The organism is Nocardia sp. NPDC060259, assembly GCF_042728775.1.
Lineage (GTDB): Bacteria > Actinomycetota > Actinomycetes > Mycobacteriales > Mycobacteriaceae > Nocardia.
In genome coordinates this window covers 1-24,564 of the sequence record NZ_JBHXAY010000097.1, presented here as the reverse complement: position 1 = coordinate 24,564, position 24,564 = coordinate 1, and the positions used below count along the sequence as shown (strand labels likewise).

Genomic DNA, 24,564 nt, shown 5'->3' with positions numbered 1-24,564 from the left:
GCCGTGGTGACGGCACGACTCACTTCGGCTGGAAGCGCTGACCGCCGTCGATACGCACCACTTCCCCGTTGATGTACGGGTTCTCGAGCAGGTGCTGGGCCAGCAACGCGTATTCCACCGGTGCGCCCAGCCGCTTCGGGAACGGCACGGACGCGGCGAACTGCGCGAGCTTCTCCGCACCGAGGAAATCCATGATCGGGGTGTGCATGGTGCCCGGCGCGATGCTGTTGACCCGGATACCCACCGCGCTCAGATCGCGAGCGGCGACCAGCGTCAGACCGATCACGCCGCCCTTGGCCGCCGCGTAGGCGGACTGGCCGATCTGGCCCTCGTAGCCGGCGATCGAGCTGGTCATCACCACGGAACCGCGTTCACCGTCGGCCTTGGGCTCGAGCTTGGCCATCGCGGCCGCCGCGAGCCGCAGCACGTTGTAGGTGCCCGTCAGGTAGAGCGCGATCGTGTCGGTGAAACCCTTCAGGGTGTGCGGGGATCCGTCCCGGTTGACCACCTTCTCCAGCACGCCGAAGCCACCGTGGGCTATCACCGCGTAGCGCAGCGTGCCCAGCTCGGCGGCCGCGGCGATCGCGTTCTCCACCGAGTCCTCGTCGAGCACGTCGGTCCGCACGTAGACGGCCTTGTTGCCCAGCTCGGTCGCCAGGGCGTTGCCCTTCTCGTCATTCAGGTCGGCGATCACCACGGCCGCACCCTCGGCGTGCACCTTGCGCACCGTCGCGGCACCGAGGCCACCGGCACCGCCGGTCACCAACACCACTTCACCTTCGAACGACACTGTTTCTCCTCACTTCTCGATTCGACGGCGGACAAGGCGGCCGTGCGGCCTCACTTGCCCGTCCACTGGGGGGTTCGCTTCTCGGCGAAGGCTTTCGCGCCTTCCTGCGCGTCCGCGGTGGCGAAGACCGGGCCGATGAGCGCCATCTGCTTCTGCCACATCTCGTCGGGGTGCCACGCGGCCGCCTCGACGATGACCTGCTTGGTCACCGCGACGGCGACCGGCCCGTTGGCGGTGATCCGCTCGGCCAGCGCCAGTGCCCGGTCCAGGGCTTCGCCCGGCTCGGCCAGCTCGTTGACCAGACCCCACGACGCGGCGTCCGCGGCGGTGAAGGTGTCGCCGGTCAGGGACAGTTCCAGCGCCTTCTGGTACGGGATCCGCCGGGGCAGCCGCAGCAGTGCGCCGCCACCGGCGACCAGGCCGCGTTTGACCTCGGGAACACCGAACTGCGCGGTGCGCGAGGCAACGACCAGGTCGGTCGCCAGCACCAGTTCGGTGCCGCCGGCCAGGGCGTACCCCTCGACCGCGGCGATGATCGGCTTCCGCGGCGGCTTCTCGGTGAAGCCGAGACCCCGACCGGCGACGTACGGGTACTCCCCCGCCGCGAACGCCTTCAGATCCATTCCGGCACTGAAGTTTCCGCCACTGCCGGTCAGCACCGCGACCGACAGTTCGGCGTCGCCGTCGAGTTCGTCCATGGCGTCGGCCAGCCCCTGGCTGACCGCGAGATTCACCGCATTGCGTGCCTGCGGCCGGTTGATCGTGACGACCAGTGTCCGGCCGCGTCGTTCGACCTGTAGTTCATCCGACACAGGGACCTCCTTGTTCTTTCGCTGCTTGCCGGGTGCTCAGACTTCGATGACCAGGGCGCCGCCCATACCGCCACCGGCGCACATGGCGCTGACACCGATCCCGCCGCCGCGACGGCGCAGCTCGTAGATCAGCGTCGCCACCTGGCGGGCGCCGGAGGCCGAGATCGGGTGGCCGAGGCTGCAACCGCTGCCGGAGAAGTTCACCGTCGACTCGTCGATGCCGTGCTTGCGGCAGGCGGCGATCGGAACCGAGGCGAAGGCCTCGTTGATCTCCCACAGCGCCACATCGGCGACGCTCAGCCCCGCGCGATCGAGCACCTTGCCGACCACCTCGACCGCGGCGAGCCCGTTGTCCGTCGGTGTCACCGCGACATTGGCCCAGGTCCGGACCGTGGCCAGCACCTCGAGACCGGCACCTGCGGCGTAGTCGTCGGCGGTGACGGTGACCGCGGCCGCGGCGTCGTTGATGCCGCTGCTGTTGCCCGCGGTGATGGAGAAGCCCTCGATCCCGGGGTGCAGCACCGGCAGCGAGGCCAGCCGCTCGAGGGTGGTGTCGCGGCGGGGATGCTCGTCGACCGCGAAGTCGAGCACCGAGCCGTCGGCCTGGGCCACCTTCAACGGCAGGATCTCCTCGGCGAACCGGCCCTCATCGATCGCGGCGATCGCACGCTGGTGGGAGCGCAGCGCCCACTCGTCCATCTCCTGGCGGCTGATGCCGACCTTCTTGGCGGTGTTCCAGCCGACCGTGATCGACATGTCGGTCGCCGGGGCGTCGGGGGTCTCCGGATGCGACGGCGGGATCCACGGCTCGCGGAACTCGAGATCGGGGCCGACGCCGGGCACCCGCCACTTCATCAGCGGGGCCGTCGACAGCGACTGCACACCACCGGCGACGATGACCCGTTCCACGCCTGCGCTGATGTGGGCAGCGGCGTTGGCGATCGAGGTCAGGCTGCCCGCGCAGTGCCGGTTCACAGCCTGGCCGGGAACGCCGGTCATCCCGGCGGCCACCGCGGCGTGCCGGGCGAGATCGCCACCGCCGTAGTTCAATTCGGCGAGGATGACATCGTCCACCTCGGCGGGGTCGATACCGGAGCGGCGGACCGCCTCGGTGAGGATCTCGGTGGCGAGGGTCTCCGATGCCACATTGACGAGCGCGCCCTTGAAGGACCGCCCGATCGCGGTCCGTACCGCGCTGACGATGACCGGTTTGGCCATATCTCTCAACCTTCGTCTCTCTGGGCCGCACCGGGCGGTGCGGCGTTGGTCTGTTCGGTGAAAGCAGTGGGGTTGCGGGGCGTCACGACGCCGCCGGTGCGCCGGTGGAACGGAGCGTCGCCGCTGCCGCCACCAGATCGAGGTCGCCGGCGCCGAGCAGGTCGCGCGGAAGCGGGGCACCGTCCCCGATCAGGTCCTGTGCGGCGCGGACGTCTTTGGGCCTACCGACTCCGAGCGCGCCGATCAGCCGGTCCCGCGCCAGGGACAGCGCGAGGAAGGAGCCGCCGTCGAGGTCGCCGTGGACGACGAGTTCGTCACCGCGAGTGGGCCATCCGGCGATCTGCAGGGTGCGGCCGAACTGGCTGGTCCAGCACCACGGGACGTCGCGGTAGGGCGATCCGTGACCGAGCACGCTGCGTGCCGCGGCACTGCCGTGCGCCTGGGCATGGTTCCAGTGCTCGACCCGTTCGGTTCCGCCCAGGATCGGATTGGGGAACCGGGCGACGTCGCCGGCGGCGAACACCGCGGGCGCCGAGGCCGCGCAGTACTCGTCGACGAGCACGCCGTCGGCGACGGTGAGCCCGGCGGCCTCGGCAAGTCCGCTCTCCGGCGCCATCCCCACCGCGACGATCACCACATCGCCGCGCCAGGACCGGCCGTCCTCGGCGGACACCGTGGTCACCGCGTCCCTGGTCTCCGCCGCGACGAGCCGCACTCCGGTGTGCACGCCGACCCCGCGATCACGGTGCAGGCGTTCGTAACTCGCCGAGATCGCGCCGGGCAGCACACGCTCGAGCACCCGGTCGGCGGCCTCCAGCACCGTGACCTCGGCCCCGCTGCCGCGCACGGCCGCGGCCACCTCCATCCCGATCAACCCGCCGCCGAAGACCAGTACCGACAGGGTCTCACCGACCTTTCCGGCCGCGCCGAGCACCGGTCGCAGCGCGTCGAGGTCGGCCAGCTGCCGCACCGTGTACGCCTCGGGGACGAGATGGTCCAGCCGTTTCGCGCGGCCTCCGGTGGCCAGCACCACAGCGTCGTACGCCAGATCGGATCCGTCCCCGAGTTCGACACGGGCGGCATCGGTATCGAGGCGGGTGGCGATCGTGGCAGTGCGCAGCTCGATGCTCATGTCCGCCCAGAAGGCCGGCTGTTCGAGCCGCGCCCGCTCCGCGCCGGCCGCGCCGGACAGCAGTTCCTTGGACACCATCGGCCGCCGGTAGGGCTGCGCCTGTTCGGCACCGGCCAGCACGATCGACCCCGTGAACCCCTCCCTGCGCAGGGTTTTGGCGGCGCCGACTCCGGCGATGCCGGCGCCGACGATCACGATCTGCCCGCGGCGCGAAACCGTCACCGCGCGACCTCGATCATCTCGAAGTCGGATTTCTCCGCACCGCAGTCCGGGCAGGTCCAGTCGTCGGGGATGTCGTCCCAGCGGGTGCCGGGGGCGATGCCGTCGTCGGGCCAGCCCAGTTCCTCGTCGTACTCCCAGCCGCAGATGACGCAGCGGAAGAGCTTGTTGGCCGTGGTCGTTTCGGTCATGGTTCACTTCCCCCAGGGCACGGCCTTGACGAATCCGCCTGCGTCCACGCGGATCTGGCTGCCCGTCACGAACCGGGCGGCGTCGGAGGCCAGGAACACGACCATGTTCGAGACGTCCTGCGGCTGGATGTAGGGCACGGGCATGGCCTGCATGGCCGGGAACGCCTGCTCCGCGTCGGCGCGGGTCGGGGCGTCCTTGTCGGGGCGGAAGATCTTGTACATGCCGTCGTTGTGCAGCATGTCGGTGTCCACATTGGTCGGGTGGACCGCGTTGACCCGGATCGATTGCTTGGCCAGCTGGATCGACAGATCGTTGACGTAGTGCGCGACGACCTGCTTGGCGAAGCTGTAGGCCGAACCGCCGGGCCCCTGCTTGGTGGAGCTGCCCAGCTGCGCGGCCAGCGAACCGGTCGCGATGATCGAGGCGCCCGCGCCCAGGTGCGGCAGACTGGCCTGCACCACGTTGAACACCCCGACCAGATCGGTGTCGATGGTGTCCGACCACGATCGCATGCTCTGCCCGCTGCCCAGCGGCGCGATGCCCGCGTTGGCGACCACGATGTCGAGGCGGCCCAGCGCTTCCGCTCCGGCGGCGACCGCGGCCCAGACCGCGGTGCGGTCGCGCACGTCGACGATCGCCGGGTGACAGCGCCTGCCTTCCTTCTCGACCAGCCGGGCGGTCTCCTCGAGATCCTCGGGCCGGGCCAAGGGGTAGGTGTTCCCCTCGAGGTCCGCGCAGATGTCGAGGGCGATGATGTCGGCGCCCGCGGCGGCCAGGTTGACCGCGTGCGAGCGTCCCTGTCCGCGGGCCGCGCCCGAGATGACGGCGACCTTGTCGTCCAAACTTCCCACTGATGGCAACCTTTCAGTACTTCTTCGGTGGTCGGGGGTGCTCGCGGGCTCAGTGCTGTCGCGGGAGCCGGGAGCCGATGGTCTTGGTCTCGAGGTACTGCTGGAAGCCCTCGATGCCGCACTGGCGGCCGACTCCGCTGTTCTTGTAGCCGCCGAACGGCGCGTCCGCGCCGTAGAACATGCCGCCGTTGACGCCGACCGCGCCGGTGCGCAGGCGACGCGCGATCGCCATCCCGCGTTCGTCGCTGCGCGAGAGCACGGCGCCGGCCAGGCCGAACGCGGTGCTGTCGGCGATGCGGACCGCCTCGTCATCGTCGGCGAACGGGATGACGACGAGCACGGGCCCGAACACCTCCTCCTGCGCGATCGCCAGTCCGGGGTCCTCGGTGGCGAAGACGGTCGGCGAGAAGAAGTGCCCGCCGGCCAGGTGTGCGGGCAGATCAGCGGGTATCGCGCCGCCGGTGACCAGACGCGCGCCGTCGCGCTCCGCCCGTGCGCACGCGGCGCGGACCCGATCCTGCTGTGCGGCACTGATCAACGGGCCGACGAGGGTTTCGGGAAGTGCCGGATCGCCGACCGGGACCGCGGCGAAAGCCGCCGCGACAGCCTCGACCATGTCGTCGTAGAGGGAGCGGTGCACCAGCATCCGGCTCGTCGCCGCGCAGGCCTGGCCCGCGTGCACGCAGACCCCGATGGCGCTGCGCAGGGCGAGCTCTGGTTTCGCGTCGTCGAGCACGATCAGCGCGGATTTCCCGCCGAGCTCGAGGAACGTCCGCTTCATCGACGCCGCGCCCTGACGCAGGAGCAGGCGCCCCACCTCGGTCGACCCGGTGAACGACACCAGATCGACACGCGGATCGGTGGACAGCAATCCGGCCACGTCGTTCGACGGCGTGGTCACGATGTTCACCACACCCGGCGGGAAATCGGTGCGCTCGGCGATCAGCCTGCCGAGCCGGGTGGCGTTCCACGGCGTATGCGGATCCGGTTTCAGGACAACGGTATTGCCCGCGGCCAGGGCGGGGCCGAGCTTGTTGAGCACGACCTCGACGGGGAAGTTCGACGGGCAGATCGCCGCGACGACACCGACCGGTTCCTGCACCACGGTGCGCTTGTTCCGGTCACCGAAGAGTCCGCCGCCCGCGAGCACCCGCTCCCAGGCGAATTCGTCGATGAGCCCGGCCGGATAGCGCAGCGCCTCGGCCAGTGGCCAGTCCAGCTGGGCGTTGTGGGTAGTCATGACCGGGCAGCCGACCTCGGCAACCAGCTCGGTGCGCAGCTGTTCCTTCTCGGCTTCCAGCGCGCTCTGCAATTGCTCGAGACAGCGGCGGCGCAGCGCCCGGTCGACCGGCCAGGAGCTGTGGTCGAACGCCCGGCGCGCGGCGGCGATGGCCCGCGTCATGTCCGCTTCCCCCGCGGCGGCGGTGACGCCGAGCACCGACCCGGTGGCCGGGCTGTGGTTGTCGAACGTCGCGCCCGACCGCGCGCCGGTCAGCTCACCGTCGATGAGCATGCGCGACTCGGCCTGCGCGGCGGCCACCAGCCCCAGCTCCGGACTCAGTGCGGCCCGCTCGCCGACGACCTCGCTCACATTGCCTCCCGATGACCATCCTGGATGATTAACTGTAATGATTACCGTATAGTACTTCGGGACACGTATCAATCGCGGGAAAGGAGCACCGATGTCCGGATTGCTCAGTGGCGTCACGGTTGTCGAGCTGGCGTCGTGGACCTATGTGCCGAGCGCGGGCGCGGCACTGGCCGACTGGGGCGCGAACGTCATCAAGGTCGAGGACACCCGGGGCGGAGATCCCTGCCGCAACCTGACCATCGGCGGCCTCGACGGCACCGGCACCACGGTCCAGGCCAATTTCATGATGGAACTCGGCAATCACGGCAAGCGCAGCATCGGCGTCGACATCAAGACCGAACGGGGCAGGCAGATCCTGGGCCGACTGATCGCCGAGGCCGATGTCTTCCTGACCAACTGGCTGCCCGCTCCCCTCCAGCGCGCGGGCCTGACGGTGCCGCAGATCCGGGAGTTCAACCCGTCGGTGATCATCGCCCGCGGCAGCGGCCACGGCAGCCGCGGTCCGGAGAAGGACCGCGGCGGCTTCGACGCCGCCAGCTACCTGGCCCGGGCGGGCGTGGCCTACGCCCTGTCCCCGACCAACGCCGAGTTCCCGATGGCGCAGGGCCCCGCCTTCGGCGATCTCCAGGGCGGCATCACGCTGGCGGGTGGCGTCACCGCCGCGCTGTTCCATCGTGAGCGCACCGGCCACGCGCCGATCGTCGACAGTTCGCTGCTCGCCCAGGGCATGTGGTCGGTCGCGCCCGATATCGCCGCCGCCGACTACTACGGCATCGACCGGATCCCCGCAGGCGAGGCGGGCACGGCCCTGAACCCCGCGGTCAACCGCTACCGCACCCGCGACAATCGCTGGGTCCAGCTCGTCCTGCTGCAGGCCGACCGGTTCTGGGCCGGGTTCTGCGAGCGCATCGGCCGCCCCGACCTGGGCACCGACCCGCGCTTCACCCCGCTGGCCAATCTGGTCGTCAACCAGGAGGCCGCGACCGCCGAACTGCGCGCGACCTTCGCCGAGCGTGACCTCGCCGACTGGCAGAAGGCCCTGGCCGACGAGCCCGGCGTGTGGGCGACGATCGCCAGCCCCCAGGAAGTGCTCACCGACCCTCAGGTCGCCGCCAACGGCTACCTCATGACGATGACCGACAGCGCGGGCACCGAGTACCGGACCGTCGCCGCCCCGGTCCAGTTCGACGAGACACCCGCCGCGCCCAGCCGCGCACCCGAATACGGCGAGCACACCGAAACGATCCTGCTCGAACTCGGCCTGGAGTGGGACGACATCGTCGCCGCCAAGGACAGCGGGGCGATCCTGTGACCGATCCCCAGAAGCGCTACCTCACCTGCCCGTGCGGCGAGTGGCTCACCGGCGCCGACGAGGACGGCCTCGTCGAGCGAGCCCGGCAGCATCTCGCCGAGCGGCATCCCGGCCACAGCTACACCAGGGAACAAATCCTCTTCCTGGCCCATTAAGCAGGCGAAATATTTATAGTAAGTCTTACAGTAACTTAGATAGGAGAGTGCGCGTGGACAAGAACGAAATGATCCTGATCAGCGTCGACGACCACATCATCGAACCGCCGGACATGTTCGCCCGGCACCTGCCCAAGAAGTACGCCGCCGACGCACCGCACCTGGTCCACACCCCGGACGGCGCCGATGTCTGGAAGTTCCGCGACACCGTCATCCCCAATGTCGCCCTCAATGCCGTGGCGGGACGACCGAAAGAGGAATACGGCCTCGAGCCCGACGGCCTCGACGAGATCCGGCCGGGCTGTTTCGACGTCCACGAGCGCATCAAGGACATGAACGCGGGCGGCATCCTGGCCTCGATGAACTTCCCCTCGTTCCCCGGCTTCGCGGGTCGGCTGTTCGCGACCGAGGATTCGGACTTCTCCCTGGCCTTGGTCCAGGCCTACAACGACTGGCACATCGACGAGTGGTGCGGCGCCTACCCCGGCCGCTTCATCCCGATGGCCCTGCCGGTGATCTGGGACGCGGAACTGTGTGCCGCCGAGGTGCGCCGGGTCGCCGCCAAAGGCGTGCATTCGCTGACCTTCAGCGAGAACCCGGCGGCCCTGGGCTACCCCAGTTTTCACGATCCGTACTGGAATCCGCTGTGGAAGGCCCTCGTCGACACCGACACCGTGCTCAGTGTGCACATCGGATCCTCGGGCAGGCTGTCGATTCCCGCGGTCGACTCCCCGCCGGATGTGATGATCACGCTGCAGCCACTCAACATCGTGCAGGCCGCGGCCGACCTGCTCTGGTCCCGGCCGGTCAAGGACTACCCGGACCTGAAGATCGCGCTGTCCGAGGGCGGCACGGGCTGGATCCCGTATTTCCTGGAGCGGGTGGACCGCACGTTCGAGATGCACTCGACCTGGACGATGCAGGACTTCGGCGGCAAGAAGCCGTCGGAGGTTTTCCGCGACCACTTCCTCACCTGCTTCATCAGCGATCCGGTCGGTGTCCGCCTCCGGCACGAGATCGGCGTCGACAACATCTCCTGGGAGATGGACTACCCGCACAGCGACTCCATGTGGCCCGACGCTCCCGAGGTCCTCGCCGACCTCCTCGAACAGGAACAGGTGCCCGACGACGAGATCGACAAGATCACACATCTGAACGCGATGCGCTGGTACTCCTTCGACCCGTTCCAGCACATCCCCCGGGAACAGGCCACCGTCGGTGCCCTGCGTGCCGTTGCGGCCGGCCACGACGTCAGCATCAGGTCCCGCAGCCAGCGAACCAGCTCGGCCGAGGACAAACTGGCCTCCTTCCAGGCGCAGATCAAGGCAGCCACCGCGCACACCGCGAGCTGACCGGCACGACCGCGCGCCACCCCGGACCCGGAGTCGGGGTGGCCGCCTCCGCAGTGAACCGATGAGGTGAGATTTTGAGCATTTCCGTGCTACTCGAGATGGCCGCGGCCACCGGGCCCGACCACAACGCCGTCGTCGCCGACGACACCAGGATCACCGTGGCCGAGCTGAGCGAGCTGGCCGACCGCGCGGCGGGCCTGATCGACTCGGCGGGTGTGGGCCAAGTCGCCTACGTCGGCACCGGCGGAATCATGCTGCCGCTGCTGCTGTTCGGGTCCGCGCGGGCGGGCCGCGCGTTCACTCCGCTGAACTACCGGCTCGGCGCGACCGCACTGCGGGAGCTCATCGAGCGGCTCCCCACCCCGCTCGTGGTCGCCGACGACGAATACGCCGACATCGTCGCGGGGACCGGCAAGCAGGTCATCGGCTCCGCGCTGTTCTGCGCCGCGGTCCGCACCGCGTCCGGCGACACCACCATCACCGAACCCGCGCCCGAGGACACCGCGGTCCTGCTGTTCACCTCGGGCACGACCGCCCAGCCCAAGGCCGTGGAGCTCAGCCACGCCAATCTGACGAGCTATGTCATGGGCACCGTCGAATTCGGTTCTGCCGCATCGACGGACGCGGCCCTGGTCTGCGTCCCGCCGTACCACATCGCCGGTGTCGGTGCCGCCCTGTCGAACCTCTATGCCGGCCGGACCACGGTGTATCTGCGGCAGTTCGACGCGCAGCGCTGGATCACGCTGGTCCGCGAGGAAGCCGTCACCAACGCGACGGTGGTACCGACGATGCTCGACCGGATCGTCACCGCCCTGCGCGCGGCGCCCGGGACCGCGCTGCCGAGCTTGCGCACGCTCGCCTACGGCGGTTCCCGGGCGCCGCTCCCACTGGTACGCGCGACCCTCGAACTGCTGCCGGAGGTCGGTCTCGTCAATGCCTACGGGCTCACCGAGACCAGTTCGACCATCGCGGTGTCGACACCGGAGGATCATCGGATCGCCTTCGCGGCGACCGATCCCGCGATCGCCCGCAGGCTCGGTTCGGTCGGACGGGCGGTGCCCGGCATCGAACTACAGATCCGGGCCGAGGACGGAACCGTCCTGCCGCCCGACGAGATCGGCGAGCTCTTCGTACGGGGCCCACAGGTATCCGGGGTCTATCGTGGCCTCGGCTCGGCGCTCGACGCCGACGGGTGGTTCCCGACCAGGGACCTGGCAGCACTCGACGCCGACGGCTATCTGTTCATCGGTGGGCGCTCCGACGACACCATCATCCGCGGCGGGGAGAACATCGCCCCGGCCGAGCTCGAGGATGTGCTGGTCGAGCATCCCGAGGTGGCACAGGTCGCCGTCGTCGGCCTACCGGACCAGCAGTGGGGCCAGATCCTGGTCGCCGTCGTCGTGCCCGTCCCCGGTGCGGCGCCGGACCCAGAGCAACTGCGCGACCATGTCCGCGCGAATCTGCGCGGCTCCCGCACCCCGGATCGGGTCGTCTTCCGTACCGACCTCCCGACCAACCCCACAGGCAAGATCCTGCGGCGCGATCTCGTCGACGAGCTCTCCGCCATAGCCACCACCCGAGGAGCATCGTGATCACCAGCGGAACCCGCCTCGAAAGCCAGGTCTGCGACACCCAGGTCATCGTCATCAAAGCCACCGACGCCATCGCGGGCCTGCGCTGTGGTGGCGCCCCCATGGTGAACCTCGGCGCGGCCAAGGACACACGCGCGGTCATCGACCCGGATTTCGCCGACGGGACCGCCGTGGGCAAGCGGTACGTCCACGCCACCGGCGCCGAGATCCTGGTGACCCGGGCGGGTGTGGGCACCCTCGACGTCGATGCGGTGCCCCTGGATCTCAAGGAAGCCAAGCAACTTCCGTCCAGCGACTGAGCGGCGCTAACACCGACGGCGCTCCTGCGCGAAAGACAGGAGCGCCGTTGGTGTTTCGTGGTGCCGATCGGGTCAGCGCCAGGCGGCCAGCAGTTCTTCGGTCGTGGTGATCGTGGCGATCATCGACAGTGTGTTCTCGATCATCGCCGCCCCGTACGCGCGAGGGATGCCTGCCACGGCGTCCCGGGGCACCACCACGTCGTAGGCGGCGTTGACCGCGTCCATCACCAGATTCGGGATGGCCACGTTCAGCGAGACGCCCACCGCGACCACTGTCGTCACCCCGAGATTGCGCAGCACCGCGTCGAGATCGGTGCCGCCCATGGGACCGAGCCCGTGCCTGCGCCGCAGCACCAGATCACCTGGCTCGGGCCCGAATTCGGGCAGCAGCGCGGTGGCCTCGGTATCGGGCTCCAGCGGCACGCCGCGCACGCCGAGGGCAAACAGCTTCGCGTTGTGGTTGGAACCGAGGCCGTCGGGCCGACGCCAGACCAGGCAGTGCACCACCCGCACGCCGGCTGCCCTGGCCGCGGGGAGCAGGGCGCCGATCGCGGGCAACGCGGTGTCGCGGGCCTCCTCGGCCAGCGCGCGCAGCCCGGCCGACGTACCGACCACCGCACCCTGGAGTTCCTGGGTGACGATGGCCGTGTGGCCGGGCGCCGCGAGCTCGGCCAGGGACCTGCGCGTCATGCCGGAGCCCGCCGGCCCGGCGTGATCATGGTGCCACCGGCGCGTCCACCGGCGGCTCGTCGTAGAACTGCTTCGCCCACTTGCGCAGGGAGAGATACGGTTTGGCGTCCTTGGGCGAGAGGGGCGGGTGTTCCACGTATTTCTGGTACCGCCAGATGCTCAGGTCCTCCCAGACCGTGACTAGGAACTGTTTCTCCACCCGCGCCCGGACTTCCGGTGGCGGAACATCGGATTCGTCACCGGGATTGCGCGGCCACCAGATCGAATAGAACAGGTCCGAGGATTCGTCGTCGACCGGGGTGGTGGCGAAGATCAGCCGATGCCGGGACGAGCCCTCGAACGCGCTGATCGAACCACCGAGACCGAACATCTGCGCGTGGATCTTCAGCGCCATCTTGTTCGGGTCGTCGCTGCGCGCGTCGGGCCAGCCGGTCAAGAACGACCAGGTGTGATCGACGGCGCTGTAGTCGAGCATCTGTGGGGTGACGGTCGCACCGTGCACGTACTCGAAATGCAGACTGTCCGGACCGTTTTCGAGCACGACCTGGGGATGCACCGGCTCGCGTTCGGTCTTGCTCGAGAACTCCGGATACGGCCGGTAGTAGTCGACGGGATCGGAGCCCAGTTCCGGGAACATGCGAAGGATGTCGGGCATCTCCCACGACGGCGGGTTGCCTTCGGGGTGATGCCACAGGAAGACACACCCGTTCTGTTCGTTCACCGGATACACCTGCAGCCGCAGGCCGCGGTTGACCCGGTCTTCGCCGGGGATGTGCCGGTTCCTGCCGTCGGGGCCCCACCGCCAGCCGTGGAACGGGCACTCGACACAGTCGCCGACCACCTTGCCGCCGTGGCCGAGGTGCGCGCCCAGATGTTTGCAGTGCCCGGTGAGGATGTGCAGTTCCCCGGCCTCGTCCCGGTAGGCGACGAGATCCTCACCGAAGTAGTGCAGCGGCTTGGTCTCCCCCTGCGGGAATTCTGCGGACCAACCGACCATGAACCAGCCGGTGACTTTCCAGGTGAACGGGACTTTCACAGGGCACCTCCTGTGCCGGATGGGGTACTCGGACATTCACGGGATCGCATAGCCTGGCCCGATCAGGTCGTCACGATGGTCGCGCCCGCGGTGCCGGGCGCACCGTAGAGCAGGGCGAATCCGGCCTTCGGGCCGCCGGCGACCTGGCGCTCACCGGCGGTGCCACGCAGTTGCAGCACCAGCTCGTGCAATTGGCGCATGCCCGAAGCGCCGATCGGTTCCCCGTTCGCGATGAGCCCCCCGTCGGTGTTCACCGGCAGTGTCCCGGAGATCTCGGTCGCCCCTTCGGCGATCAGCCGTTCCTGCTCGCCGTCGGCGCAGAAGCCCGCCTCGGCCATGTGGATGACCTCCGCGCCCGCGTCGGTGTCCTGCAACTGGACCACGTCGATGTCGGCCGGGGCGATCCCCGCGCTCTCGAAGGCCGCGCGGGCGGCGAACACCGACGGCGACGCGACCTCCTGCACGGGCGCGTAGGTGGTGTTCACCTCATAGGCACCATAGGTGCGGGTGCGTACCTCCACCGCCCGGACGTAGATCGGCGTACTGGTGAACCGGTGCGCGATATCGGCGCGGCACATGATCACCGCGGCGGCACCTTCGTCCGGCGCACAGAACATGTAGTGGGTCAGTGGATAGTTCAGCATGGGCGCGGCGAGGATGTCGGCCTCGGCGACCGGCTTGCGGCGGAAGGCATTCGGATTGAGCACGCCGTTGCGGTAGTTCTTGGCGGCGACCTTGGCGAGGGTGTCCACCGAGATGCCGTGGTCGTGCAGGTAGCGGTTGGCTTTCATCCCGAAGAACTGGGTGGTCAGGTACTGACCGTTCTCGCCGTACCATTTCGGCATCCCGACCAGGGTGGGGTCGACGGTGAACGCACCGCGTGGATGCTTGTCCATGCCGATCGCGATGCCGATGTCGTATTTGCCGAGCCGGATGGCGTCCGCACAGGCCTCGGTGGCCGACGCCGAGGTGGCGCACGCGTTGAACACGTTGGTGAACGGGATCCCGGTCAGGCCCATCAGCGACACGATGGCATCGGGGTTGGCGACCTCCCAGCTGCCGCCGACGGCGAATTGGATGTCCCGCCACTCCAGGCCGGCGTCGGCCAGGGCCGCGCGGATCGCGTCGGTCCCCATCTGCATGGCGGTCTTGCCGGGAAAGCGACCGAACGGGTGCATACCCACACCGATGATCGCGACCTCGTTGGTCATCTCAGAAGTTCCTGTCCGTCAGGCGGGCTGGAAGGCGAAGGTGAAAACCTCGTTGCCTTCGGCGTCGGTACCGAGCGGGATGCTGGTCAGCACGACACTCATCCCGAATGTCAAAGTCGCCGGATCGTTCTCGGTCAGCCGCCCCTCGATCCGGATGATGTCGCCGAGCTGGACCAGCCCGACGCCGAACGGCACGAAGGTCTCCGCCGTCTCGTCGCCGAGATACGGTGCGCCGGGCAGGAATCCCTGCGTGGTCCAGGCGACGAGGGTGCCCGTGCGTGGCAACGTGATCGGCTCGATCGCGGGCTTGCTACAGCGCGGGCACAGGTCCTGGACCGGGAACACCGAGGCGCCGCAGTCGCCGCACGATCCGGCGATCAGCTGGAAGTCCGGCTCCGGCCAGGTGGATATCTCGGGGGCGATCATTCTCTGCATCAGTCGTTCCTCTTCGTCGAATTCGTCACCAGGTCTCCGGCTCGCACGGCGCATTCCTCGACGAAGGCCAGCAGCCCGAGGTGATAGCCCGCGGCGCCGAAGCCGACGCTCATGTTGTGGCCACATCCGGCCTGTTCGTGGTTCACGACCCGGGGCGCCGCGGTGAACATCGCGGCCAGCTCGCGCACCGCGCCGGAATCGGTGCGCCACACCCGTTCGTGCTCGGCGTGGGTCAGCCGCACCGGGATCCGCACCTGCTCGGCGAGCACCGGGAAGTCCGTCGGCCACTCCCGCACGACGACGGTTTCGTACGCCGGGGTGGCCGAGGACAGGGACCGGCCGCCGAACACCTCGGGTGGGTAGCCGTCCGGCGGGCTCCACAGCAGGTCCCGGATGCCGCCGGGGCGCCGGGTGCGGTGGATTTCCTCGATGACCCGGATCGCGGCGGGTTGCTTGTGCATGCCGGTGCCTGCCAGTTCGAGGCCGAGCAGGTCGTGCCCGCGGGGGTCGGCGGCCATCCGGGCCGCCAGATCGCAGCCGGCCGAGTGCCCGAGCACGAACACGCCCGCGCCGCGCGGTCCGGTGCCGAGCAGCGCGTCGATCGCGGCGAAGGTGGCGTCGACCCGCTGCTGGGGTGGGTCGAAAGAGCGATCCCACGGCGCGGATTCGCCGTAGCCGGGGCGGTCGAGCGCCAGCACCGTGAACCCAAGCCGCGCGCCGAGCCGGAGCAGCGACAACCACGGCCGGTCGGGCAGGTCGAAGTACTGTGCGGTGGTGGCGCCGCCGTGCAGGGCGACCACCACCGCGCGTGGCTCGGCGACCTCGGCGCACAGCGCCGAGAACCTCATGCCTGCCACGTCGACGGTGCGGGTGGTCACCGGACCGGTGGTGGCCGGACCGTTCTCGTTACTCATGCGTCCCTCCGCAACAACATCACTCCGCTGGGGGTCAGTCCCCCGCTGCTGACGACCGCTACGCGGGCGTCCGGTATCTGTCTCTGTCCCGCCTGCCCGCGCAACTGGGTGACCGCTTCGTGGATCAGGCCCATGCCGTGGGTGCGCCCGTGCGAGAGCTGACCGCCGTGGGTGTTGAGCGGCAGAACGCCGTCGCGGGCGATGTTGACGCCGCCGGCCAGGAAGTCCTTCGCCTCGCCGATGCCGCAGAAGCCGAGGGCTTCGATCCAGGACAGGCAGTTGAAGGTGAAGCCGTCGTATAGCTCGGCGACATCCACGTCGTCGGGGCGCAGGTCGGTGCGTGACCACAGGTGGGCGGCCTGGCCGAGCACTTGCGGTTCGAGGGTGAGGGTGCTCTGATCCCATTCCAGGCGTTCGGCGATCTGCGTTCCGACCGCTTCCACCAGGACGGCGGGCTGGGCCAGATCGGCCGTGGTTTCGCGCGCGGAGACGACCACGGCCACGGCGCCGTCGCAGGGGACGTCGCAGTCGTAGAGACCGAATGGGGTGGTGATCGTGCGCGCTGACAGGTAGTCGTCCATGGTCAGCGGATCCCGGTAGATCGCGCTCGGGTCCAGCGCCGCGTTGGCGCGCTGGTTGAGCGCGATCCAGCCCAGGGTCTCCCGGTCGGTGCCGTAGCGGTGGAAGTGCCGTTGCGCGGTCTGCGCCAGCAGGTGCGCGGCCGACACGGCGCCGAAGGGCACCAGCCAGGGATCGGTGATGCCGCCCGACGGGGTGATCCGCCCGGTGCGCACGAGTTCGCCGTAGCTCGATTCCCAGACCGTGCGGAAGCACAGGACGTGCCGGGCCAACCCGCCGGCGACGGCGAGCATGGCCGCGATCACCGATCCGCCGGGCCCGAAGGTCTCCGCGCCACCGTTGTGCCAGGTCGGGTACAGGCCGAGTGCCGATTCCACCGCGGTGACGCCGCCCTCACCGAACGGCCCGAAATCGCCGGATCCGGGGTAGGTCGACAGTCCATCGATGTCGTCGAAGGACAGTCCCGCGTCCAGCACCGCCGCCCGGCACGCCTGCACCGTCAGCGACATCGGGTCGGCCAGGAGCCGACGGCCGATCCGGGACCGGCCGATGCCGGTGATCGCGACCCGGTCCTCGAACTTGGCCTCGGTCACCGGCCCGCGAATCCGCTCGCGCAGCCGTGCCGGTTCCACCGGATCCGTCGGCAGCGCCGAAAGCGGTTCCGCCGCCGCTGGATCCGCCGGCCGGAACAGTGGCAGCCAGCTCCGGCCCGCCTGCTGGAATTCCACGATCATCCGCTGTCCCAGTACGAGATCGGCCGGGTCGGCGCCGATCACGTTGGTGGTCAGCCGAACCCGGTCGTCCTCGACGATCGCGACCTGGGCGACGACATACGGTGCGGGCAGACCGGGCACCGCGAAGCGGTGGTTGACGGTGAATCCGATCAGCTTGGCGTACCCCGAGACCGCCTGGATGTCGAAGTCCTCGCCCCGGCAGTACCGGCACACCGGCCGCGGTGGATGCACGAGCGCGGCGCACGACCGGCACTGCCGGAAGCGCAGCAGGCCGTCGGCGCCGGAGGCCCAATAGAATTCGGTCTCCGGCGTCGTCGGCGGTGGCAGCCGCTGGGTGTCCTCGGCCACGGGTACTCCCTCCGAGCCGGTCAGCTCGCCTTGGCCTTCGGCGTGGCGAGCGGTGCGTAGGTGGGCCTGCCGAGTCCGAGGATGTGCTGGGCGATCATGTTGCGGAACACCTCGAGGGTGCCGCCGTAGATGCCGCACAGCGGCGCCCACCGGAAGATGTATTCCATGCCGCCGTCGTCGGCCGCGCCCTCGGTGTCGATCGGCAGCGCGGCGGCGGGCCCGAGAATGTCCATCAGGTCCGGGGAGATGTCGCGCATGGTCTGGGCGATGGCCACCCGGCCGAACATGTGCGGCGCGGACAGGGCCGCTTCCATCCGGGCGATACTGCGGCCCAGCCGCAACGCCACCGAGCGGTCGTCGAGCAGCCGCCGCCCACCGGGCCCCGGCTTCGCCGCGATCGCGGTGACCCGGTCGACCGAGGTCGCCATCATGGTGCCCTGGTGCACGAGGATCGACACGTCCTGCAGTCCGTCGGCTTCGGCGTCGACCACGCCGTGTTCGGTGCTGAGCGGACCCATCAGGACCGACCAGCCTTCGTTGACCGCGCCGAGGCGGTACCTGTCGTCGACCCGGACATCGCTGTAGTACACGATGTTCGTGCGGTCGCCGTCGACCGTCTTGATGCCCTGGATCTCGATGCCCGGACTGTCCAGTGGCACCAGGAACATGGTGAGGCTCTTGTGTTTACGCGCCTCGGGGTCGGTGTTGGTGATGAGGAAGACGTACCGGCAGTTGTGCGCACCGGTGGTGAACATCTTCGCGCCGTTGATCACCCACTGGTCGCCGTCGCGCACCGCCCTGGTCTTGCACATCGCGACATCGGATCCGCCCTCGGGTTCGGTGTAGCCCAGGCACAGCCGGATCTCGCCGCGCTCCAGCCCCGGCAGCACCTCGGCCTGCAATTCCGCGGAACCGTGCGAGCGCACCGAGGTCGCCACGATGGCGGTGGTGCCCCAGGTGACCCAGGGAATGTGCACCCGCCGCTTCTCCAGGTCCCACAGGCGCCTGCGCAGCCTGCCCAGTCCCCCGTCGCTCTCGTCGGCGAGTTCGGCGCTCAGCCAGCCGGCCGCACCGAGGGCCAGATGGACGCCCTCGTCGAAGTTGTCGCCGGTCTCGCGGTCCCGGCGCCGCACCTCGTCGGTGACGTGGGTGGCGAGGAATTCCCGTGCCCCGTCGAGGAATTCCCGATCCTCGCTGGACAGTTCGACGCGTGAGAAATCCATGTTCGTACTCCGTTTCTAGGCGGTCGCCGCGGCGAAGAGTTCGGCGACCTGCACCGCGCTGGCTCCGAGGTCACCGGCGGCCAACGGCCAGCCCCTGGCCCGGAGGAGGTAGGACGCGGCCGCCGATTCCTCGGACACGCCGAGACCGCCCTGGACGTGAGTCGCCGTGGTCGCCGCTTTGGGCGCCGCTTCGGCGATGTAGACGAAGGCCGCGGCGGGCAGACCCGGCTGCACGGTGGGTTCGTGTTCGAGGAACCAGGCCGCGCGCCGGGTCAGGTTGCGGGCGGCGTGGACGGTGATCGCGATATCGGCCAGCGGGTGCGAGATGCCCTGCAGCGTCGAGATCGGCACGCCCATCGTGTAGCGGGTGGTCGCGAACTCCGCGGCGATCCGCAGGGTCTCCTCGACGAGCCCGACCAGGGCGGCCGCGGTGAGTACCCGCCATTCGTCCAGGGCGCGATCGTATTCGGCCAGGGCCGCTGCCCCCGCGGCCAGTACTGTCCGGTGGTCGGCCGCGGCGGGATCCACCCACGCCATCGGTAGCTTGCCGATATTGGCGACCGGCGTCGGGCGGGTGTCGAAGCCCAGCTCGACGATCTCCTCGCCGTCGCGCACGATGATCCGGTCGGCCGCGGCGGCGGCGCCGACGAGTCGCCGCCCGGTCGCGGAATCGACGCGGGTGTCGAGCGCGACCAGGCGCTCGCCCTCGACGACGGCGCTGCCTGCCGCACCGGTCAGCGCGCCGAGGCGGGCGAGCAGCCGGGCGGCGCAGACGTGGTCGATCCAGGGCACCGGAGCGAGCGCACGGCCGAGTTCCTCGGCGACTAGCGACAAGTCGACCAGCGTCGCACCGTCACCACCGGCGGCTTCGGGCAGTGCCATCGTGGTGGCGCCGGTGGCGCACAGCTGTTCCCACAGGTCCTTGTCGAAGCCGGTTTCCTCGGCGGCCCGGACGGTGTCGATCGGACTCCGCGAGCGGAAGAACTTCGCGTAGACGGCTTGGAGTTCGGTCTGGTCGGCGGACAGGGAGTAGTCTTGCCTGCGCAATTCGTAACGGTCCATTGTGGTTTGCTCCTGATTTCGCCTGCGTCAGCTGCTGACGGGCCGGTCGCCGAAGAAGAATTCCTGGGCGTTGTCGTAGAGGTAGTTGTCCACCACGTCCTCGGGCAGATCCAGCGCCAGCGCCTCGGGCACCACCCGGCGCATGGCCAGGACCGGCCAGTCCGAGCCGAAGATCACCTTGTTCTTGCCCCGGGTCCGCATGAAGTGGATGAGGCTGTCCGGCAGACGTTTCGGTGACCAGGCCGAGGTCATCAAGCGCAGATTCTCGTACTTGATGAGCAGTCGGATGGCAGTGTCCCACCAGGGGTCGGCGCCGTGGATCATGCACAGCCGCAATTCCGGAAACTGGTAGCAGACGCGATCGAGATAGATCGGGTTCTGCACTTCACCCGGAATCGGCGGGCCGGGAAGGCCGGTGTTCATGCACAGCGGCAGACCCATTTCCGCGCATTTGTAGTAGAGCGGGTAGTACACGGCATCGGTGGGCGGATACCGGCCGTCGCCCCAGAAGCTGGCGCCGGTCGTCGTATAGCTGACGGGCAGATCGCGCACGAGTGCCGACAGTTCCCGCAGCGCCGGGACCGGGTGCAGCAGGTCGACTCCGTTGACCGCCAGGGAGAACCGGTCCGGTCGCTGTTCGACGAATTTCAGCGCGGTCGTCGACGGCGTGACCATCGAGTACATCAGCACCGCCTTCTCGACGCCTTGTTCGTCCATCTCACCGAGCAGGGCGTCGAGGTCGACCGGGGCGTACATCGAGCCGCCGCCCTTGAAGTAGTCGTCGCGGACCTTGAGCATCCAGGGCGGTTGAGCCCGTTCGCCGAAGTGCACATTGACCAGGCAGTCGTTGACCTTGCGTTCGCTCATGCTCCGATTCCTTCCGCGGTTTCCTCGACCGCCCGCTGCATGGCCCACCGGTAGTCCGGCTTTCCGTTGCCGAGCCGCCGGATCTCCTCGACGAAGATCACCTCTTTGGGGACCTTGAATCCGGCCAGGCGCGACCGGCACAGCTCGCGCAACGCCGCCACGATGTCGTCGCCCGGGGTGTCCGTGCACGCCAGCGCGACCACTTCGTTTCCCCAAGTGGCACTGGGTCGTCCGACGACCAGCGCGTCGTGGATGTCCGGGTGGGCGCGCAGGACCTCCTCGACTTCCTCGACGAACACCTTCTCGCCGCCGGTGTTCACGACCAGGGCGTCGCGCCCGAGCAGTCGCAGGGTTCCGTCGGCGTCGACGGTGGCCCGGTCGCCGGGCACCGCGGTGCGCACGCCGGCGATCTCGGGGAAGGTGCGTTCGGTGGCCTCGCGGTCCTGGAAGTAGCCCAGCGGCACCCGGCCGGTCCGGGCCGCCCAGCCGACCTCGGTCTCTCCCGGCGTCAGGAAACGGGTGCGGTCGTGCGACACCGCGGTGCCGCCGGGCATCGGGGCGAAGGTGTCGACCTCGTTGCCGCGGGTGCTGCGGCCGAAGCCCATTCCCCCGGTTTCGGAGGATCCGTAGCCTTCGACGATGTAGGCGTGGGGCAGCAGCTCGAGCAGGTCGTGCCGGTGCACCGGATTCGTCGCCGCGCCGCCGGTGCCGATCGCCAGCAGCGCCGACAGGTCGTAGTCGCCGGCGCGCAACGCGCGGACCAGCGGCCCGGCGTAGGCGTCGCCGACGATGGTCATGAGCGCGGCCCGCTCGGCCTCGGCGATCCGCAAGGCGTTGGCGGCGTCGAAGCGCTCGCAGTCGTCGTAGAGCACCACGGTCTGCCCGGCCAGCAGGCCCGCGAACGAGGTCCAGATGCCTGCCGCGTGCGACAGCGGTGACACCGCGAACCACACATGCCCGGTCATCCGCGCCAACTGGTGCAGCCCGTCCGGCACTTCGTGATCGGCGCCGTTCATGGACGAGACGTACATGTCGCCCTGCCGCCAGAGCACACCCTTCGGCCTGCCGGTGGTCCCGCCGGTGCACAGCATGACCAGGTCGTCGGGCGAGGTCTCGATCACCGGTTCCGGACGGCCGACGGTCACCGCGTTCTCGTATCCGGTCGCGCCGGCGATCTCGGGGATCCGGCTGCCGTCCTCGACCGAGATCAGAAGGTCGACCCCCTCGGGCATCGCCTCGGCGACGACGGGTCCGAACGAGCGGTGGTAGACGATGCCGCGGGGCCGCAGGTAGGCCAGCAGGTCGCGGATCTCGTGGACGGTGTAGTGGTGGTTGATATTGACCGGCACCACACGGGCTTTCAGGCAGCCCAGCATCACGTCGAGATACTGGTCGTTGCGCAGGACGAGCGCGATGCGGTCCTGACCGCATTCCCACCGGTCGAGCTCGGTCCGTTCGGTGTGCACGCCGAATCCCCGGCCCGCGAGGAAGTTCGCGAATCGGCGGGTGCGCAGTGCCGTGTCGCCGAAGCTACGGCGTCGTTCGCCGCAGACCGTGGCCGTGCGGTCGGGTACCGCCGCGGCGATCTCGTCGAAGACCGCGCTGATCGTCCACTCGCTCACCGCGGCACTCCGCTGCCGGCGTCACCGGATACGGCGGTGCCGTCCGGCACAGCTCTGGGCGATCGCCCGTCGAAGGTGAGGGCGCCGAGCGGCTCGCAGTACTGGTTGCCGACGTCGATCGCCGAACAGCTGAGCGCGGTCATCAACATCCTCTCGTGTCACGGGGTCGCTTCGACATGTGGCCACCGGTATCGATCCACCGCGTCCCGGTGGCCGCACGACGTACCGCAGCTCGAATAGATATGACTACTGTATACGTAACAGTAGGACTGAAAGCAAGGAATCCGACCGCAAACCCGAACACTCCCCAGCCAGAACGGTATCGTTTACAGTATCGACGACAGTAATCGTGACGTCGATGATCGGAAGGTGGTACGCGGGTGGCAGGCGAAGACGAGGACACCACAGGCAGGGTCGATGTCACCCGCGACGGGCCGGTACTGCGCCTCACGTTGCATCGGCGCACCCGGCGTAATGCCCTGTCCCCCGGCATGATCGACACCTTGATCACGGCGCTGACCGACGCCGCCACCGACGAGCAGCTGCGCGTCGTCCACCTCAGCGGTGCGGGCGAGCACTTCTGCGCCGGTGTCGACTGGGTCTCGACCAACGACGCCGGACGCAGGCCACCTGCCGGCGATCTGGTCCGCCGGATCCCCCACACCGCCCACCGCGTGATCGAACTCCTGCACACCTGCCACCTGCCCGTGGTGTGCACCGTGCGGGGATGGGCGGCCGGGCTCGGGTGCAATCTGGCCCTCGCCGCCGACTTCACCCTCGCCGACACCGACGCGGTGTTCTGGGAACCCTTCCTGCCGCGCGGGTTCAGCCCCGATTCGGGCGCCACCTGGCTGCTGCCCCGGCTCGTCGGGCTCGCCCGGGCGAAACGCATGCTCCTGCTCGGCGAGAAGATTTCCGCCACCGAGGCCGCGGACTGGGGCCTGATCCACGCCACCACCGCACCGGCCGACCTCGACAACGCCACCGCCGAACTGCTCGACCGGCTGGCGAGCGCGCCGACGGTCGCGCTGGGCCTGGCCAAGCAGGCCGTCCACCGCAACCTCGGCACCGGGCTCGCCGAGGCCATGGACAACGAGCTCTACGCGCTCGAACTCGCCTGCCGTACTGCGGATTTCAAGGAAGGTCTGGCGGCGTTCCGGCAGCGCCGCGCCCCGGGCTTCCAGGGCCGCTGACCCGGCCGACCCCACATCCCCGCCCGACACAACGAAGAAGGTCCGATGAAAACCAAAGGCGCACTGATCCGGGACCGGCACCAGGCGTGGTCGATCGAGGAAATCGAGATCGGCGACCCGCGGGCCGGTGAGGTCAAGATCCGGATGGAGACGGCCGGATTGTGCGATGCCGACCACCATCTGGCGACCGGGGACCTCGACCTGGCCGGTTTCCCCGTCCTGGGCGGCCACGAAGGCGCGGGCGTCGTCATCGAGATCGGCGACGGCGTCGACGATCTGCGGGTGGGCGATCACGTGGCGATGTCGTTCGTGCCCTCCTGCGGCGTCTGCCCGCCGTGCCGGGCCGGACTGTGCAATCTGTGCGACCTCGGCGCGGGCCTGCTCGGCGGCGCCGCCGTCGCCGACGGCAGTTTCCGGGTCACCGCCGGTGGCCGCGATGTCTATCCGATGGCCCTGGTGGGCGCGTTCGCGCCCTATGCCGTCGTGCATCGCGCCTCGGTGGTCAAGATCGACCCCTCGATCCCGTTCGAGATCGCCTGTCTGGTCGGCTGCGGCATCACCACCGGCTACGGATCAGCCGTGCACACCGCACGGATCCAGCCCGGTGACGATGTCGCCATCGTCGGCTTGGCGGGGGCGGGGGCGTCCACGCTGCAAGGCGCGGTGCTGTCGGGCGCGGGCCGGGTGTTCGTCATCGATCCGGTCGCCTGGAAACGTGCGCAGGCCGAGAAGCTCGGCGCCACCGCGGTTTTCCCGGATCTCGCGACCGCCACCACGGCGATCGCCGACGCGACCGCGGGACGCATGTGCCACAAGGTGATCGCGCCGCTGAGCCGCCGCGACGGCCACGATCTGGAGGCTTGGCTGAACCTGACCGCGCGAACGGGTACCTGTGTCCTCACCGCCATGGGTCCCACCATGGCCGGCGAGGCCGCCCTCACGTTGTCGATGCGCGCCTTGCTGCAGAAGAACATCCAGGCCACCCTGTTCGGCGGCGGCAACCCGCACGAGGACATCCTCGAGGTGCTCGCGCTGCACAAACTCGGCGACCTGGACCTCGACGCGGCGGGCACCAAGGAGTACCGGCTCGACCAGATCAACGAGGCGTACGGAGAGATCCACCGCACCCCCGGAC

25 protein-coding genes are annotated in these 24,564 nt (G+C 69.3%); 7 read left to right on the top strand and 18 right to left on the bottom strand.

The window, feature by feature from the left end; all coding sequences use genetic code 11:
* Positions 1-19: 19 nt before the first annotated feature.
* The 7 genes from ACFWF2_RS27070 to ACFWF2_RS27040 form a co-directional block, all read right to left on the bottom strand.
* The gene (locus ACFWF2_RS27070) at positions 20-790 is read right to left on the bottom strand and encodes an SDR family NAD(P)-dependent oxidoreductase (RefSeq protein WP_379310266.1); all 771 of its coding nucleotides are present in this window, start codon (positions 788-790) and stop codon (positions 20-22) included.
* 50 nt (positions 791-840) lie between these two features.
* On the bottom strand, positions 841-1,602 hold the full coding sequence (locus tag ACFWF2_RS27065; protein WP_379310265.1) for a crotonase/enoyl-CoA hydratase family protein: 762 nt from the start codon (positions 1,600-1,602) through the stop codon (positions 841-843).
* 36 nt (positions 1,603-1,638) lie between these two features.
* Positions 1,639-2,820 carry a thiolase family protein gene (locus tag ACFWF2_RS27060; RefSeq protein ID WP_379310264.1) on the bottom strand — a complete coding sequence of 394 codons (1,182 nt, stop codon included), beginning with the start codon at positions 2,818-2,820 and terminating at the stop codon, positions 1,639-1,641.
* Positions 2,821-2,902: 82 nt separating this feature from the next.
* On the bottom strand, positions 2,903-4,174 hold the full coding sequence (locus ACFWF2_RS27055) for an NAD(P)/FAD-dependent oxidoreductase (protein ID WP_379310262.1): 1,272 nt from the start codon (positions 4,172-4,174) through the stop codon (positions 2,903-2,905).
* Positions 4,171-4,362: a rubredoxin gene (locus ACFWF2_RS27050; protein WP_379310261.1), complete on the bottom strand. Its 192-nt coding sequence runs from the start codon at positions 4,360-4,362 to the stop codon at positions 4,171-4,173. The genes ACFWF2_RS27055 and ACFWF2_RS27050 overlap by 4 nt, the downstream gene beginning before the upstream one ends.
* Positions 4,363-4,365: 3 nt before the next feature.
* Positions 4,366-5,214, bottom strand: a complete 849-nt coding sequence (locus ACFWF2_RS27045; protein ID WP_357347458.1) for a mycofactocin-coupled SDR family oxidoreductase — start codon at positions 5,212-5,214, stop codon at positions 4,366-4,368.
* A gap of 49 nt (positions 5,215-5,263) precedes the next feature.
* Positions 5,264-6,727, bottom strand: a complete 1,464-nt coding sequence (locus ACFWF2_RS27040) for an aldehyde dehydrogenase family protein (protein ID WP_379310267.1) — start codon at positions 6,725-6,727, stop codon at positions 5,264-5,266.
* A 169-nt stretch (positions 6,728-6,896) separates the two neighbouring features.
* On the opposite strand from ACFWF2_RS27040, the gene ACFWF2_RS27035 reads away from it, so the two are divergent.
* The 5 genes from ACFWF2_RS27035 to ACFWF2_RS27015 all read left to right on the top strand — a co-directional run bounded on the left by ACFWF2_RS27035 (position 6,897) and on the right by ACFWF2_RS27015 (position 11,515).
* Complete coding sequence (locus ACFWF2_RS27035) at positions 6,897-8,117, top strand: CaiB/BaiF CoA transferase family protein (RefSeq protein WP_379310260.1); 1,221 nt, start codon at positions 6,897-6,899, stop codon at positions 8,115-8,117.
* Positions 8,114-8,272: a DUF1059 domain-containing protein gene (locus tag ACFWF2_RS27030; protein WP_379310258.1), complete on the top strand. Its 159-nt coding sequence runs from the start codon at positions 8,114-8,116 to the stop codon at positions 8,270-8,272. The genes ACFWF2_RS27035 and ACFWF2_RS27030 overlap by 4 nt, the downstream gene beginning before the upstream one ends.
* A 53-nt stretch (positions 8,273-8,325) precedes the next feature.
* Complete coding sequence (locus tag ACFWF2_RS27025) at positions 8,326-9,624, top strand: amidohydrolase family protein (protein ID WP_379310257.1); 1,299 nt, start codon at positions 8,326-8,328, stop codon at positions 9,622-9,624.
* Positions 9,625-9,698: 74 nt separating this feature from the next.
* Positions 9,699-11,216, top strand: coding sequence for a class I adenylate-forming enzyme family protein (locus ACFWF2_RS27020; protein ID WP_379310256.1), 1,518 nt, complete (start codon positions 9,699-9,701; stop codon positions 11,214-11,216).
* Entirely contained in the window at positions 11,213-11,515 is a 303-nt protein-coding gene (locus ACFWF2_RS27015; RefSeq protein ID WP_378826261.1) for a hypothetical protein, read from the top strand. Before ACFWF2_RS27020 ends, ACFWF2_RS27015 begins: the two co-directional genes overlap by 4 nt.
* A 72-nt stretch (positions 11,516-11,587) precedes the next feature.
* On the opposite strand, the gene ACFWF2_RS27010 is transcribed toward ACFWF2_RS27015, so the two are convergent.
* The 11 genes from ACFWF2_RS27010 to ACFWF2_RS26960 form a co-directional block, all read right to left on the bottom strand.
* Positions 11,588-12,205 carry an isochorismatase family protein gene (locus tag ACFWF2_RS27010; protein WP_379310255.1) on the bottom strand — a complete coding sequence of 206 codons (618 nt, stop codon included), beginning with the start codon at positions 12,203-12,205 and terminating at the stop codon, positions 11,588-11,590.
* 25 nt (positions 12,206-12,230) lie between these two features.
* The gene (locus tag ACFWF2_RS27005) at positions 12,231-13,241 is read right to left on the bottom strand and encodes an aromatic ring-hydroxylating dioxygenase subunit alpha (protein WP_379310253.1); all 1,011 of its coding nucleotides are present in this window, start codon (positions 13,239-13,241) and stop codon (positions 12,231-12,233) included.
* 62 nt (positions 13,242-13,303) lie between these two features.
* Positions 13,304-14,452 carry a thiolase family protein gene (locus ACFWF2_RS27000; protein ID WP_365011413.1) on the bottom strand — a complete coding sequence of 383 codons (1,149 nt, stop codon included), beginning with the start codon at positions 14,450-14,452 and terminating at the stop codon, positions 13,304-13,306.
* A gap of 18 nt (positions 14,453-14,470) precedes the next feature.
* Positions 14,471-14,887 (bottom strand): Zn-ribbon domain-containing OB-fold protein, encoded by a 417-nt coding sequence (locus tag ACFWF2_RS26995; protein ID WP_379310251.1) that lies wholly within the window; start codon positions 14,885-14,887, stop codon positions 14,471-14,473.
* On the bottom strand, positions 14,887-15,801 hold the full coding sequence (locus ACFWF2_RS26990) for an alpha/beta hydrolase (protein ID WP_379310250.1): 915 nt from the start codon (positions 15,799-15,801) through the stop codon (positions 14,887-14,889). The genes ACFWF2_RS26995 and ACFWF2_RS26990 overlap by 1 nt, the downstream gene beginning before the upstream one ends.
* Positions 15,798-17,462: an OB-fold domain-containing protein gene (locus ACFWF2_RS26985; protein WP_379310248.1), complete on the bottom strand. Its 1,665-nt coding sequence runs from the start codon at positions 17,460-17,462 to the stop codon at positions 15,798-15,800. Before ACFWF2_RS26985 ends, ACFWF2_RS26990 begins: the two co-directional genes overlap by 4 nt.
* A gap of 20 nt (positions 17,463-17,482) precedes the next feature.
* On the bottom strand, positions 17,483-18,685 hold the full coding sequence (locus ACFWF2_RS26980) for an acyl-CoA dehydrogenase family protein (RefSeq protein WP_379310247.1): 1,203 nt from the start codon (positions 18,683-18,685) through the stop codon (positions 17,483-17,485).
* Between the two features lie 15 nt (positions 18,686-18,700).
* Positions 18,701-19,747, bottom strand: coding sequence for an acyl-CoA dehydrogenase family protein (locus ACFWF2_RS26975; RefSeq protein WP_379310246.1), 1,047 nt, complete (start codon positions 19,745-19,747; stop codon positions 18,701-18,703).
* A 27-nt stretch (positions 19,748-19,774) separates the two neighbouring features.
* Positions 19,775-20,614 carry an amidohydrolase family protein gene (locus ACFWF2_RS26970; protein ID WP_379310245.1) on the bottom strand — a complete coding sequence of 280 codons (840 nt, stop codon included), beginning with the start codon at positions 20,612-20,614 and terminating at the stop codon, positions 19,775-19,777.
* Positions 20,611-22,236, bottom strand: coding sequence for an AMP-binding protein (locus tag ACFWF2_RS26965; RefSeq protein WP_379310244.1), 1,626 nt, complete (start codon positions 22,234-22,236; stop codon positions 20,611-20,613). Before ACFWF2_RS26965 ends, ACFWF2_RS26970 begins: the two co-directional genes overlap by 4 nt.
* Complete coding sequence (locus ACFWF2_RS26960) at positions 22,233-22,379, bottom strand: hypothetical protein (RefSeq protein ID WP_379310243.1); 147 nt, start codon at positions 22,377-22,379, stop codon at positions 22,233-22,235. Before ACFWF2_RS26960 ends, ACFWF2_RS26965 begins: the two co-directional genes overlap by 4 nt.
* 237 nt (positions 22,380-22,616) lie before the next feature.
* On the opposite strand from ACFWF2_RS26960, the gene ACFWF2_RS26955 reads away from it, so the two are divergent.
* Together ACFWF2_RS26955 and ACFWF2_RS26950 are read left to right on the top strand one after the other, a co-directional pair.
* Positions 22,617-23,429, top strand: coding sequence for an enoyl-CoA hydratase/isomerase family protein (locus ACFWF2_RS26955; protein ID WP_379310242.1), 813 nt, complete (start codon positions 22,617-22,619; stop codon positions 23,427-23,429).
* 45 nt (positions 23,430-23,474) lie between these two features.
* The coding region (locus ACFWF2_RS26950) for an alcohol dehydrogenase catalytic domain-containing protein (protein ID WP_379310241.1) at positions 23,475-24,564 on the top strand (1,090 nt) is incomplete at its 3' end.

Bases quoted from the DNA above. Each gene is read 5' to 3' on its own strand.
- ACFWF2_RS27040 (WP_379310267.1), bottom strand. From the start codon at position 6,727: ATGCTCATCGACGGTGAGCTGACCGGCGCGCGGTCGGGCGCGACGTTC.
- ACFWF2_RS27035 (WP_379310260.1), top strand. From the start codon at position 6,897: ATGTCCGGATTGCTCAGTGGCGTCACGGTTGTCGAGCTGGCGTCGTGG.
- ACFWF2_RS26975 (WP_379310246.1), bottom strand. From the start codon at position 19,747: ATGGACCGTTACGAATTGCGCAGGCAAGACTACTCCCTGTCCGCCGAC.
- ACFWF2_RS27000 (WP_365011413.1), bottom strand. From the start codon at position 14,452: ATGACCAACGAGGTCGCGATCATCGGTGTGGGTATGCACCCGTTCGGT.
- ACFWF2_RS26970 (WP_379310245.1), bottom strand. From the start codon at position 20,614: ATGAGCGAACGCAAGGTCAACGACTGCCTGGTCAATGTGCACTTCGGC.
- ACFWF2_RS26995 (WP_379310251.1), bottom strand. From the start codon at position 14,887: ATGCAGAGAATGATCGCCCCCGAGATATCCACCTGGCCGGAGCCGGAC.
- ACFWF2_RS26980 (WP_379310247.1), bottom strand. From the start codon at position 18,685: ATGGATTTCTCACGCGTCGAACTGTCCAGCGAGGATCGGGAATTCCTC.
- ACFWF2_RS26990 (WP_379310250.1), bottom strand. From the start codon at position 15,801: ATGAGTAACGAGAACGGTCCGGCCACCACCGGTCCGGTGACCACCCGC.
- ACFWF2_RS27060 (WP_379310264.1), bottom strand. From the start codon at position 2,820: ATGGCCAAACCGGTCATCGTCAGCGCGGTACGGACCGCGATCGGGCGG.
- ACFWF2_RS27010 (WP_379310255.1), bottom strand. From the start codon at position 12,205: ATGACGCGCAGGTCCCTGGCCGAGCTCGCGGCGCCCGGCCACACGGCC.
- ACFWF2_RS26960 (WP_379310243.1), bottom strand. From the start codon at position 22,379: ATGACCGCGCTCAGCTGTTCGGCGATCGACGTCGGCAACCAGTACTGC.
- ACFWF2_RS27050 (WP_379310261.1), bottom strand. From the start codon at position 4,362: ATGACCGAAACGACCACGGCCAACAAGCTCTTCCGCTGCGTCATCTGC.